This window comes from Acinetobacter sp. YH01019 (assembly GCF_013420285.1).
Classification (GTDB): domain Bacteria; phylum Pseudomonadota; class Gammaproteobacteria; order Pseudomonadales; family Moraxellaceae; genus Acinetobacter; species Acinetobacter gandensis.
This window is the reverse complement of sequence record NZ_VOYM01000014.1, coordinates 26,423-39,147: the sequence shown is the minus strand read 5'-3', so window position 1 is coordinate 39,147 and position 12,725 is coordinate 26,423. Positions and strand designations below refer to the sequence as shown.

10 protein-coding genes are annotated in these 12,725 nt (G+C 42.1%); 3 read left to right on the top strand and 7 right to left on the bottom strand.

Annotated features, from left to right (window positions below; translation table 11 throughout):
* Positions 1-23: 23 nt before the first annotated feature.
* On the top strand, positions 24-1,160 hold the full coding sequence (rodA, locus tag FTT84_RS05580; protein WP_067767141.1) for a rod shape-determining protein RodA: 1,137 nt from the start codon (positions 24-26) through the stop codon (positions 1,158-1,160).
* Between the two features lie 81 nt (positions 1,161-1,241).
* On the opposite strand, the gene FTT84_RS05575 is transcribed toward rodA, so the two are convergent.
* The 6 genes from FTT84_RS05575 to betI all read right to left on the bottom strand — a co-directional run bounded on the left by FTT84_RS05575 (position 1,242) and on the right by betI (position 9,135).
* Positions 1,242-1,727, bottom strand: a complete 486-nt coding sequence (locus tag FTT84_RS05575; RefSeq protein ID WP_180080292.1) for a hypothetical protein — start codon at positions 1,725-1,727, stop codon at positions 1,242-1,244.
* A gap of 56 nt (positions 1,728-1,783) precedes the next feature.
* Positions 1,784-3,058, bottom strand: a complete 1,275-nt coding sequence (locus FTT84_RS05570; protein WP_180080295.1) for an MFS transporter — start codon at positions 3,056-3,058, stop codon at positions 1,784-1,786.
* Between the two features lie 73 nt (positions 3,059-3,131).
* Positions 3,132-4,766, bottom strand: coding sequence for a malate dehydrogenase (quinone) (mqo, locus tag FTT84_RS05565; protein ID WP_180080298.1), 1,635 nt, complete (start codon positions 4,764-4,766; stop codon positions 3,132-3,134).
* Between the two features lie 493 nt (positions 4,767-5,259).
* Positions 5,260-6,924 (bottom strand): choline dehydrogenase, encoded by a 1,665-nt coding sequence (gene betA, locus FTT84_RS05560; RefSeq protein WP_067767131.1) that lies wholly within the window; start codon positions 6,922-6,924, stop codon positions 5,260-5,262.
* Between the two features lie 119 nt (positions 6,925-7,043).
* Positions 7,044-8,516 (bottom strand): betaine-aldehyde dehydrogenase, encoded by a 1,473-nt coding sequence (gene betB / locus FTT84_RS05555; protein ID WP_180080301.1) that lies wholly within the window; start codon positions 8,514-8,516, stop codon positions 7,044-7,046.
* Positions 8,509-9,135 carry a transcriptional regulator BetI gene (gene betI, locus FTT84_RS05550; RefSeq protein WP_067767126.1) on the bottom strand — a complete coding sequence of 209 codons (627 nt, stop codon included), beginning with the start codon at positions 9,133-9,135 and terminating at the stop codon, positions 8,509-8,511. Before betI ends, betB begins: the two co-directional genes overlap by 8 nt.
* A gap of 545 nt (positions 9,136-9,680) precedes the next feature.
* On the opposite strand from betI, the gene FTT84_RS05545 reads away from it, so the two are divergent.
* A complete protein-coding gene (locus tag FTT84_RS05545; protein WP_067767122.1) occupies positions 9,681-11,741 on the top strand; it encodes a choline transporter in 2,061 nt (686 codons plus the stop codon).
* A 12-nt stretch (positions 11,742-11,753) separates the two neighbouring features.
* Complete coding sequence (locus tag FTT84_RS05540) at positions 11,754-12,368, top strand: MarC family protein (protein ID WP_004981851.1); 615 nt, start codon at positions 11,754-11,756, stop codon at positions 12,366-12,368.
* 54 nt (positions 12,369-12,422) lie between these two features.
* Here the strand turns inward: FTT84_RS05540 and FTT84_RS05535 are convergent, their stop codons facing one another.
* Positions 12,423-12,725 carry a cyd operon YbgE family protein gene (locus tag FTT84_RS05535; RefSeq protein WP_067767119.1) on the bottom strand — a complete coding sequence of 101 codons (303 nt, stop codon included), beginning with the start codon at positions 12,723-12,725 and terminating at the stop codon, positions 12,423-12,425.

Sequence of the window (12,725 nt, the reverse complement as noted above, 5' to 3'; positions counted from 1 at the left end):
TTATTTTTTAGATCTGTTTCGCAATGATCCCTTCTCAGCAGTATCGTTTTTTACGTCAGTCATTACGTGACGGCAGAAGTATAAAACACGATTCTTCCCGATGGGCTAAACTTCATTTAGACCCATGGTTACTTTGCTTTCTAGTTCTCAATGCTGTATTGGGGCTAATGGTTGTCTACAGTGCAACAGCAGAGGATTCGGGAATGGTGCTGCGCCAAGCAACGAGTTTTGGTGTTGGTTTTATTGTGATGCTGATTTGTGCACAAATTCCGCCAAAAGTTTACCAGTCCATGAGTCCTTACCTTTACGGGTTGGGGTTATTGTTATTAATGCTGGTATTGGTGATTGGTGAAAAGCGCATGGGGGCAAAGCGTTGGATTAGTTTGCCGGGTATTGGGAGTATGCAGCCCAGTGAGTTTATGAAATTTGCGATGCCTTTGATGATGGCATGGTATTTTGCTCGTAAACCCTTTCCTCCTAAGTTTTTACAAATTGTTGGTGCGCTCATCCTGCTAATGATTCCATTTGTTTTGGTGGCTTTGCAGCCCGATTTAAACATTGGTTTAATTATTCCGGGCATTTTTGTATTGTTTCTGAGTGGCATGTCATGGCGTTTGATTGCAGGTGCTTTAACTGCATTTGCGATTGCGGCACCTGTACTCTGGATGTTCTTTTTGCAGGAGTATCAGAAAAAACGTGTATTGACCTTGTTTGATCCTGAGTCTGACGCGCTTGGCGCGGGCTGGAATATCATTCAATCAAAAATTGCGATTGGGTCGGGGGGGCTGACAGGTAAAGGATACACCGAAGGAACGCAGTCTCATTTGGGCTATTTACCAGAGCATCATACTGACTTCATTATGTCTACCTATGCAGAAGAATTTGGCTTTATTGGAGTCTTTCTTTTATTCAGCTTGTTTACTGCAATTATTGTTCGTTGTTTGATGATTGGATTGAATAGCTTCCACAACTTTGGTCGTTTATATGCAGGTGCAACAGGACTCACTTTCTTCTTCTTTGTATTCTTAAACTCGGGCATGGTGAGTGGTATTTTACCGGTCACAGGTGATCCACTACCGTTGATGAGTTATGGTGGCACAGCTGTGATAGCAATGCTGGCTGGTATGGGTATTGTGATGTCGATACATACGCATCGCTAAAGTCTAGAAGAATCAAGCCAGCGATATTGCTGGCTTTTTTGTGCTTAAAATAACAAGAAAACTCTAACGTTTTTTTGATCTTTATAAAGCACCATATTGTTGCCATGTTTCGCCTGTATGCAGGCTGTCATAATAGTTTTGCAGAGTGTTTAAGTCATGGTATTGCGTATAGGCTAATACTAAAAGCCCAAAAATTAAAGCCGCCTTCAATAGATTTAAATGCAAGTGCTGCTGTGAAAAATAGCCTAAGCTAAGTGCGGTGAGTATGACTGAGGGAAGAATGGCAATACTTTCATACTGAGAAAGAAACATCCAATGATTGAGATAAATCAGAATTAGAATGAGTCCAATCAATCCCATGGAGTTATAGATCTTTTTATTTACAGATGCTTTAAAAACAGTAATTGTTTGAAATATTAAAATCAGACTACTGAAAAGGTATGCACTTTTTCCACCAATAATCACACTATAGATTGCACTGAATAGGCAATAAGCCAACAATACGGATAGTACGAAAGAATAGAGTTTGGCATAGAGTGTGTGTGAAAAGGGGAGAATCTGTTTCATAATTTGCTCTATTGAAAACTCACATCATATTTAAAGAAGATATGAAGCTTAACATGCTATTCGATTCTTGTGACGGTAGCATGTTTTTTCCGTGTTGGAGATGGCTTGAATAAATGTCGCGTACGAGTAGAACTTAGACCACAGATCATTAAACACAGCGTCCCGCCAATAAGTACTGCTGGCACTACCGAAAAATAGCGCGTCATTAGGCTTGTGTGTAGGGCACCGAGTTGATTGCCTGAAGTCACTAAGATGCCATTTAAAGCTGCTACACGCCCTAATAGTGCTTTTGGGGGGAGTTGCTGTAATAAAGTTTGTCGAATGACCATGCTGATGCTATCAAAGGCGCCAATCAAAACAAGGAAGAAGACTGAGAGCCAAACATGGGGGGATAGTGCAAAGGCCAAAGTGCACAAAGCAATTGCAAAACTACTATAGAGCATGTTTCTCCATGCATTTTTCATCGGAGAATAACAGGTCAACATCAACATCATGATACAGGCGCCAATGGCTGGGGCTGCTCTGAGTATACCTAAGCCTTCAACGCCTAGATGAAGGATATCGTGTGCAAAAATAGGCAGTAAGATAATGACACTACAAAAAAGCATAGCGCTGAGATCCAGCAACATACTCCAAAACATCAGTGGATGTTTAAAGATAAATAAATAGGCCTCTTTTAAGCTTTTGCTTAAATGCTGTTTATGCGTGCTAGGGAAGTCACGAGCACTTAATCCGAACAAGCAGATGCTACCCACGCAACACAAGAAAAAAACAATCAAGAGGGTTTTTTCAAGCCCAAGTTGGCCGAGTAAAAGTCCTGCGCATAAGGGCGCTAAAATGCCGCCTATTTGCCAAATGAGGGCAGTCCATGTGGCTGCATTGCTATAGGCTGACTCTGGGGTTAGAAAAGGGCGTAATGAATTAAAAGATGGGCTGTAAATACCTCTAAGTATGCCTAAGCAAAAGATGAGGCTATAAATGCCGCATAAAAGTGTATATTGTTGAATGTGCTGTTGTTGGTACTGAGAAAAAAGAACAATAAACAATAAGGGAATTAGTGTGCTACAGCTAAAACTCCACTGCACAATTTTTTGTCGGTTATAGCGGTCAGCCCAGTCGCCACTAATCAGGGAGAGGCAAATAAAGGGGAGCAACTCAATTAAGGCAATCATGCCAAGGCTGAGTGGATTCTGAGTAAGTTGGTAGACGCTATAGGCAATGACGACTTCTTGAATCATGATGGCTAGAATTAAGCACAACTGATTGACACTCAGAAGTGAAAAATCACGTGAACGAAAAGCCAAAAATGCGTCGGAATGGAAAAGCGACATAAACAGAATAGTTTCAAATATGAATTAAAAAAAGGATGGCGCAAAGTCCATCCTTTTTAGGGTTTAAAGCAGATTACTGTGCTTTTGCTACCGCAACAGTTTCGTCATTTGCAGCCTTAGCCATAGGTGTATATTTCAAACCCAAAGTTGTGCTGGTGTATTGGCGAACTTGGTCAAGAAGAACAGGATTGGTGCTGAGTTCTTGTTGGTACGATTTTACAATTTCATGTAATTTCGGATTCCATTTACCTTCTACTTGTTGTGGGAATGCTTTCTCAAGCAAGCTCAACATAATGTAAGGAGAGGTCGAAGCACCTGGTGAAGCACCTAATAGGGCAGTCACAGCACCGTCTTGTGATGCAAAAATCTCGGTACCAAATTGTAAGCTTGCAGGTTTGCCTGGTTCTTTCTTAATGATTTGAACACGTTGACCACCTTGATTCATGCGCCAGTCTTCTGGTTTTGCATCAGGGTAGTATTTTTTCAATTCATTAAAACGGTCTTCATCGGTCATCATGACTTGGCTCACCAAGTATTTGACCAAATCAAGATTTTCCATACCCACAGCAGTCATTGGTAAAACGTTATTCTTCGTGGTTGATTTCAATAAATCAAGCTGAGAACCTTGTTTTAAGAATTTGTTTGAATAAGTCGCAAATGGACCAAACAACACATATTTTTTACCGTCGATATAACGCGTATCAATATGTGGAACAGACATTGGAGGTGCGCCTAATTCAGCACGACCATAAACTTTTGCAGTATGACCTTCAGTGACTTTCGGGTTGTCGGTCATTAAGAACACGCCACCTACAGGGAAGCCAGCATATTGCTTCGCTTCTGGTAAACCTGTCATTTGTAAAAGTTTAACCGCTGCACCGCCTGCACCAATAAAGACAAAGCGCGTTTTCACGTGATCTGTTTTACCTGTAGTGAGGTTTTTAAACGCAACAGTCCAAGTTTTATCATCGTTTTGGCTAATGCCAGTCACTTCAGTTGATGTTTGTAGTTTGAAGTTAGATTGTTTTTTAAGGTGATCGACCAATTGAGTGGTGATCGAACCATAGTTCACATCCGAACCTACATCCATACGTGTTGCAGCTACTTTCTGTGCAGCATCACGGCCATTCATCACTAAAGGCGCCCATTGTTTAATTTCAGCAGGATTCTCAGAGAATTTCATGCCATAGAACATTGGGTTTTTAACCATTGCAGCATAACGTTTTTCGAGGAAATTCACGTTATCGCCCCAAACGAAGGCAATGTGCGGTACAGGGTTGATAAAGCTATTTGGTTGACCCAAAACACCTTCTTTCACCTGATAAGACCAGAACTGTTTTGCAACTTCAAATTGTTCCGCAACGTTCACAGCTTTAGAAATGTCCATTTTTCCATCTTTTTCAGAGGTATAGTTCATTTCCATAAAGCCAGAGTGGCCTGTACCAGCATTGTTGAAGCCGTTTGAGCTTTCTTGGGCAACATTGTCTAGGCGTTCATACATGCGAATTTGCCAGTTTGGCTCAAGCTCGCTTAGATATGTGCCTAAAGTTGCACTCATGATCCCACCGCCCACTAAGACTGCGTCAACAACAGGCTCATTGCTGGTGGTTTGAATTTTTTTAGACGTGATAGGTCTAAATAAGAAAATTACGACTGCAATCATAAGCAGTACGATTAATACCAAAAGGTATTTTAAAAATTTGTTCATGCGATTATGACCTTGGGGAGCAGGTTTTGGATCGCTTTATAGCGAAGAGAAAATAACAATTATGGTGATAGAGGTGCTTGTAAAAAATTAGCTTGGCAGAATTGAAGTAATACTTAAAATCTCAAGTAGCCAAAGCTTAACTTTTTAAGCTATCACGCATCTTGACTTATGGGTATTTTAGACTAAATATGTATTGACTTAGTAATTTTTATTGTAAATGGTTTGGGTTGAATTATAAATATCAGTGATGTTTGTTTTTAGCTCTTGTTTTTATTGGGTTTTATTTAGGTGTAATTTCTGTATTTAAAATACAGACGTTGAATATCTATACAAGAGCATAATCTTTTTAACGTTTAAATGTAGTAAGTTGAGATGGAAAGTAAGTCCTAAAGATAAAGCAAGTTGTGATTATGGTGTTTTAGAAAATATGAATAATTGCCTGACCTAATTATTCTAAAGTTGAATAAAAGGTCAGGTTTTACACCATTAAGAGTTATGCGATTTCGGTGCGGTAAAATGGAGCAGTTGAACGTGGTAAAGCTTGATGACCACGTATTTGATCCGCGATTTTCTCAGCCATCATAATGGTGGTAGCATTTAAGTTACCTGTGATAATCAGCGGCATAATCGATGCATCCACCACACGTAAACTTTGCAGGCCATGCACGCGACCTTGTCCATCAACTACCGCCATATCATCTTCACCCATTTTACAACTACAGGATGGATGATAAGCCGTTTCAGCATGATTACGCACAAATTCGTCTAATTCAGCATCGCTACTCACATCTTTTCCAGGGCTAATTTCTTCGCCACGGTAAGGATCAAGCGCAGGTTGCTGCATGATTTCGCGGGTGATTCGAATCGCGTCACGAAATTCCTGCCAGTCTTGTTCGGTCGACATGTAGTTAAATAAAATACTTGGATGGTCGAAAGGGTTTTTAGATGTCACATGTACTCGACCGCGTGAAGGTGAACGCATCGAACCGACATGGGCTTGGAAGCCATGCTCTTTGACAGCATTGCTACCATTATAGTTAATTGCAACAGGCAAAAAGTGATATTGAATATTTGGCCAAGCAAACTCTTTGGAGGATCTAATAAAGCCGCCTGCTTCAAACTGGTTGCTTGCTCCAATCCCAGTACCGTTAAATAGCCACTCTGCACCAATCGCAGGTTGATTTTGCCATTTTAAAGCAGGGTAGAGAGAAACAGGTTGCTTACACTTATATTGTAAGTACATTTCTAAATGGTCTTGCAGGTTTTCACCGACACCCGGTAAGTCATGCACCACTGGAATGTCGAGAGACTGAAGTAAAGTACTTGAACCCACACCCGAGCGTTGCAAAATTTGCGGTGATGCAATCGCTCCAGCACAGAGTAGAACTTCCTTATCGGCATAGACCTGAAGCAAGTTGTTTTGATTAGCACCTTGAATATATTCAACTCCAATCGCTTGTTTGCCATTGAACAAAATTTGATTGGTCATGGCGTGGGTAATAATGGTTAGATTCGTTCGACCTTTGGCCATATCTAAATAGCCACGTGCAGTGCTTGAGCGTCGGCCTTTGGGGGTTACGGTTCGATCCATTGGGCCGAAACCTTCTTGTTGATAACCATTTAAGTCATCAGTGCGTGGATAGCCTGCTTGCACACCCGCTTCGACCATGGCGTGGAATAAAACATTGTTGTCTGCTTTAGGCGTGGCGACAGAAACAGGGCCAGCATCGCCATGATAGTCATTGCCACCGATATCACGGGTTTCTGCTTTTTTGTAGTAAGGCAGACAGTCGGCATAGCTCCAATTTTCAAGGCCTTTCAAGCTAGCCCATTGTTCTAAGTCCATGGCATTACCACGGATATAGCACATGCCATTAATGAGGGACGAACCGCCTAAGCCTTTGCCGCGACCACATTCCATGCGGCGGTTATTCATATGGGGTTCTGGGTCGGTTAAATATGCCCAATTATAACGACGACCTTGCAAGGGATAGGCTAAGGCAGCAGGCATCTGAGTACGGAAGTCGAGACGATAATCAGGTCCGCCTGCTTCGAGTAAGAGCACGGAAACATCGGGGTCTTCAGTTAAGCGAGCAGCCAGTACATTACCTGCTGAACCTGCGCCAATAATAATATAATCGTAGTGTTGAGAATGCATAATGATCCTTTTTCTATGGCAGGACCACGTTGCATGAGAACGTGGCCACATGTTGAGTTGAGGATGAAAAAAATAATAAATAAAAGGAAGTAAGGATTTAGATGGCTAAAATTCAGACTTTAAAAAATACTTTGGTATGCGCCCAGTTCAACTTGAACTGATTTGATGCGGGTATAGTGTTCAAGTGTGGTGATACCATTTTCACGTCCAACGCCTGACTGTTTATAACCACCTACAGGCATTTCAGCAGGGGATTCGCCCCATGTATTGATCCAACAAATACCTGCCTCAAGCTGATGAATAATGCGATGTGCTTGGGAAATATCTTGTGTGACCACACCTGCGGCTAAACCATAACTGGTGTTGTTGGCACGTTGAATAGCTTCTTCAATACTGTCATAGCTTAAAATGCTCATGACTGGACCAAAGATTTCATCTTGCACAATGTGCATGTCGTCATGACAGTCGGTGAACACGGTCGGTAAAACATATGCGCCCTGAGCAAGTGCTGCTTCAGTGCCACGTTGTCCACCAATCAATAAAGTCGCACCTTGTTGTTTGCCCGACTCAATATAAGACAAGACTTTTTCCATGTGCGGAAAGCTGACTAAAGGTCCAAAGTTGGTTTCAGCCTGCATCGGGTCACCTATGCGGATACGTTTGACACGCTCAATTACTGCCTGTTCAAATGCTGCCTTGAGGGTTTGTGGTACAAATACACGGGTGCCATTAGTACACACTTGGCCTGAACTAAAGAAGTTCGCCATCACTGCAATGTCGGCTGCGCGTTCAAGGTCGGCATCGGCACAAATAATGAGAGGTGATTTGCCACCGAGCTCCATGGTGACTTCTTTGAGACTAGAAGCCGCAGCACTGGCCATGACCTTTTTACCCGTTGCCACACCACCTGTGAACGAAATTTTTTGAATGTCGGGGTGTTTAGTCAACCATTGACCCACTTCAGCACCAAAACCTTGTACCACGTTGAAAACACCAGCAGGTACGCCTGCTTCAGTGTAGATCTCTGCCAACTTTAAGGCGGTAAGAGGGGTCACTTCGCTGGGTTTAAAAATCATGGCATTCCCCGCAGCGAGGGCAGGAGCTGATTTCCAAAGTGCAATTTGGATGGGATAATTCCAAGCGCCAATCCCTGCCACCACACCTAAAGGTTCACGGCGCGTGTAGAAAAAACTACTTTCACGTAGCGGCACTTGTTCACCTTGAATGGCCGTTGCAAGTCCTGCGTAGTACTCTAAAACGTCTGCACCAGTGACAATATCGACGGTAGAGGTTTCACTGAACGCTTTCCCTGTATCCAGTGTTTCTAGGCGTGCTAATTCGTCATTACGAGCGCGTAAAATATCGACTGCACGACGTAAAATACGGGCACGTTCGACCGCTGTTTTGGCAGCCCATTCACGCTGTCCTTGTACAGCACTTTGTACGGCTGAATCGACATCAGCTTTAGAGGCTTGCTGAATAGTGGCAATGACCTGACCTGTAGCAGGATTGATACTGTCAAAGGTTTGACCACTGGTAGCACTGAAATATTGTCCGTGAATATAAAGCGAGTGAAGCTGTACATTATTCATTTTGTTGTTCCTGCCGTATCTGTTGAATTAAGCGAAGTTGCATATCGACATAGTCGTATGCAATAGAACGTGCCAAATCACGATCAAATGCTTGATGACCACTTAAACTTCCACGTAACCATAAGCCATCAATCAGTGCTGCTAGCCCTTTAGCGGCTTGGCTTGCTTGGGCCTTTGGCATGAGCTGCAAGAAATGAAACTTCAAATTTGAATACAGACGTTGGTCATTAATTCGTTGCAGTCGACCTAAGTCGGGTAGGTGCATACTGGCAGACCAAAAATCCAGCCAAACCCGCATAGCAGTGTTGTTGACCTGGCTGATGTCAAAGTTGGCATCAATAATGGCTTTGAGCGAATGTTCTGGACTGGGCTGTGCCACATTTGCCTTATAGCTCGCCGTAGTCTTGGCTAAGACATTCAGCATTTGGCGCATGCAACTGTGAATGAGGCCTTGTTTATCGCCAAAATAATGACTCACAATGCCCGTAGAAAGCTGTGCTTTTTTCGCAATTTGAGCAATAGTGGTGTTGGATAAGCCCACTTCATAAATGACTGCATAGGCAGCATTAATGATTTCTTCACGGCGCTCATGCTCAGGTTTTACTCTACGTTTATTCATGACAATCCAGAACAATTTGCCTTAAATTTAAAGGCGTTAGATTCAATAACTTACATGGAAAGCATCATAGCATTTTTTTATGATACTTTTTATTGATTGAACGTTCAATCAATAAAAAGTACACTTATGGTTACATTCAAAGCAAAATACTGCTAAATTGCTTTGGATATTCCACATAACTGTTTATTTATCAAAAGGATGTGTCATAAGGTTTAATCTCAGGACATCTTTCAGAAAAGTGAGCTGATGAGCTATAGGCTTACGGTTTTATACTTTTCTCGAGTTGAGAAAGCTCTTATAGTCATGTTGAAGGGAGACATGTGTAAGATTCCTATCAAAATATCGATGAACAAGGGTGGCTCACATTTTAAAACTGTGTAGCAAATGTACCGCATAAATGATTTAGACCTTCAGGTTTAAAGAAGATAGCGTTTTTATTCCTGATAAAAATACTGTCGTTTTCGTTAGTCGATTTTTAAGCTCTCGACCACGAGAAGTTTAAAAATTGGCTTTTGTCTTTTTTTATTTACTTTCTTGAGGATTGTATGGCGACAGATAATCCAAGAGCAGTTGATGATCAAACATTAGCGCCTAAAGACCGTTTAAATGGTGTGGTCTTTTATATTTCAGCTCTCATTATTTTAATTTTTTCTATTACCACCATTTTGTTTAATGACTTTGCTAACCGAACCTTGAATACGGTTTTGGCGTGGGTAAGTTCAACTTTTAGTTGGTATTACTTACTCGCAGCGACCTTGTATATGGTCTTTGTCATTTTTATTGCCTGTTCTCGCTACGGCAACATTAAATTAGGCCCCAAACATTCCAAGCCAGAATTTAGCCTTTTAAGCTGGTCTGCAATGTTGTTCTCAGCTGGGATAGGCATCGATTTGATGTTTTTCTCGGTAGCGGAGCCTTTATCCCACTATATGCATCCACCTGTGGGTGAGGGGCAGACCCTAGAAGCTGCACGTCAAGGCATGGTGTGGACCCTGTTTCACTATGGTCTAACGGGATGGTGTATGTATGCCTTGATTGGCATGGCATTAGGGTATTTTAGTTATCGCTATAACTTACCACTGACCATTCGCTCTGCTTTATATCCAATCTTTGGCAATAAGATTCATGGGCCGATCGGTCATAGTGTTGATACCGCTGCGGTCATTGGGACTATTTTTGGTATTGCGACAACCTGCGGGATTGGGGTAGTACAGCTGAACTATGGCTTACATGTGTTGTTCGATTTACCTGAAAACCTCTGGATGCAAACCGCATTAATTGTGGTTGCGGTGGCAATGACGATTATTTCAGTGACTTCAGGGGTGAATAAGGGACTGCGAGTTCTCTCTGAGATCAATATTTATGTTTCTGTCGGGTTGATGCTATTTATTTTGTTTTTAGGCAATACCGAGTTTTTACTGAATGCTTTTGTGCAAAATATTGGGGATTACATTAACCGTTTTCCAAGTATGACTTTGGAGAGTTTTGCCTTTCAACAACCGAAAGAATGGATGAACAGTTGGACATTATTCTTTTGGGCATGGTGGGTGGCTTGGTCACCATTTGTAGGTTTGTTTTTAGCACGTATTTCACGTGGTCGAACCATTCGTGAGTTTGTTAGTGGAACTCTCATTATTCCTCTGTTTTTCACACTTACGTGGTTATCAATTTTTGGAAATAGTGCACTACATAGTGTGATTTTTGATGGTAATTTAGCCCTTGCACAAAGTGTCATTGCCAACCCAGCACATGGTTTTTATGACTTGCTAGCACAGTATCCATGGTTTCCGTTTATTGCAGGTGTAGCCACAATTACTGGTTTACTATTTTATGTGACCTCAGCGGACTCTGGTGCACTGGTATTGGGTAATTTCACCACTCAATTTACCAATGTCGATCATGATGCACCGCGATGGTTGAGCGTGTTCTGGGCAATAGCGATTGGTTTATTGACCCTTGCAATGTTGATGGCTAACGGGATTACGGCACTACAAAATGCCACGATTATTATGGGGTTGCCGTTTAGTTTTGTGATGTTCTTGGTGATGGCAGGTTTGTATAAATCACTGCGGTTAGAAGACTATCGACAAGCCAGTAGCAGCTTAAATGCCGCACCCGTGGTGGGCAATGTCGACATCCTCAACTGGAAAAAGCGTTTGTCCCGAGTCATGCACCATCCAGGAACAACTGATACTCGGCGTATGCTCGATGACATCTGCCGACCTGCGGTAATGGCCGTTGCAGAAGAAATGCAAAAACGAGGTATCGACATCAGTGTTCAAGAAAGTGCGCTAGAAGAAGACCCAAATCTGTATCATTTAGATTTGATGATTCATTTGGAAGAAGAGCAAAACTTTGTCTATCAAATTTGGCCAGTGCGTTATATCGCGCCGACCTTTAGTGAGCGTGGCAAACTGGGTAAACGCTTCTATTACCGTCTTGAAACTTATTTGTATGAAGGTTCTCAAGGCAACGACTTAGTCGGGTACACCAAAGAGCAAGTGATTAATGATGTGCTGGATCGTTATGAACGTCACATGACCTTCTTACACATCAATCGAATCAGTCCGGGGAATCGTCCCTTATTTCCAGACCCTCAAGGATAATTAGGAGGAACCATGTTGACCTCATATTTACATGCTTTTGCTTTGTTTTTCTCATTGCTGAATCCGTTTTTAATGAGTATTTACATGATTGGCATGATTCGGAACTCCGAAGCTAAAGTGTTTAATAAGGCCTTGATTCAGGGCTGTCTCATTGCTTTTATAGTATTTATGCTGTTCGCATGGGGTGGGGAAGCGATTTTTAGTAAATATTTAAATGTACGCTTTGAAGCCTTTCAAATATTTGGTGGTCTGATCTTCTTGGTGATTGGTTATCGCTACGTGTTTCAGGGAGCAGATACCATTGGTGAAATGCGTGGTGCGCCTGAGCATTTGGCAGGAACTATTGCCATGCCTTTTATGATTGGTCCAGGAACCATCAGTGCTGCTGTGGTGACCGGTATGGCACTGCCAATCAGCGGCGCGGCCATGATTATTTTCCTGACTTTGGCGTTGACCTGTGGCTTGATGATTTTAATGAAATTTGCGCATGACCATTTGCGTTACAAGCATGCCAAATATATTGACCGTTATGTTGATATTGTGGGGCGACTGTCGGCCTTACTGATTGGGACTATTGCGGTAGATATGATTATTAATGGGATTATTGGTGTCATGGCTGAAATGTAGAATCCAAGAAAAACGAACCATAAAAAAGCCCTCAGTCAATGAGGGCTTTTTTATTTAACTGAAGAACCAAGTGTAATAACCCCAGATCATCAGTGGCCACGATAGAAACGGGCTAAACAGCCATTTCCAAAACCAATGGTGTGGTGTAAAGCCAACACCATGGACAAAACCACCAGAAATACCAATCATGATGAACATTAGTGCACGATGACTATATCCACCTTGATCGTCCAGCATTGCAGCTGGATGTACAAGTAACACGGCTGCCAAAGGAAAAGCCAATAGGCAGGAAATGACCATTGCAAACTTATTTGGTTTTTTTTCTACACGAGGTTTTTCGATTGCAGCTTCAGTCAT

What these genes read in the sequence shown, in the direction of transcription:
- FTT84_RS05570 (WP_180080295.1), bottom strand. Translation starts at nt 3,058, where the DNA reads ATGTCGCTTTTCCATTCCGACGCATTTTTGGCTTTTCGTTCACGTGAT.
- FTT84_RS05545 (WP_067767122.1), top strand. Translation starts at nt 9,681, where the DNA reads ATGGCGACAGATAATCCAAGAGCAGTTGATGATCAAACATTAGCGCCT.
- betA (WP_067767131.1), bottom strand. Translation starts at nt 6,924, where the DNA reads ATGCATTCTCAACACTACGATTATATTATTATTGGCGCAGGTTCAGCA.
- FTT84_RS05540 (WP_004981851.1), top strand. Translation starts at nt 11,754, where the DNA reads ATGTTGACCTCATATTTACATGCTTTTGCTTTGTTTTTCTCATTGCTG.
- mqo (WP_180080298.1), bottom strand. Translation starts at nt 4,766, where the DNA reads ATGAACAAATTTTTAAAATACCTTTTGGTATTAATCGTACTGCTTATG.
- betB (WP_180080301.1), bottom strand. Translation starts at nt 8,516, where the DNA reads ATGAATAATGTACAGCTTCACTCGCTTTATATTCACGGACAATATTTC.
- betI (WP_067767126.1), bottom strand. Translation starts at nt 9,135, where the DNA reads ATGAATAAACGTAGAGTAAAACCTGAGCATGAGCGCCGTGAAGAAATC.
- rodA (WP_067767141.1), top strand. Translation starts at nt 24, where the DNA reads ATGATCCCTTCTCAGCAGTATCGTTTTTTACGTCAGTCATTACGTGAC.
- FTT84_RS05535 (WP_067767119.1), bottom strand. Translation starts at nt 12,725, where the DNA reads ATGACTGAAGCTGCAATCGAAAAACCTCGTGTAGAAAAAAAACCAAAT.
- FTT84_RS05575 (WP_180080292.1), bottom strand. Translation starts at nt 1,727, where the DNA reads ATGAAACAGATTCTCCCCTTTTCACACACACTCTATGCCAAACTCTAT.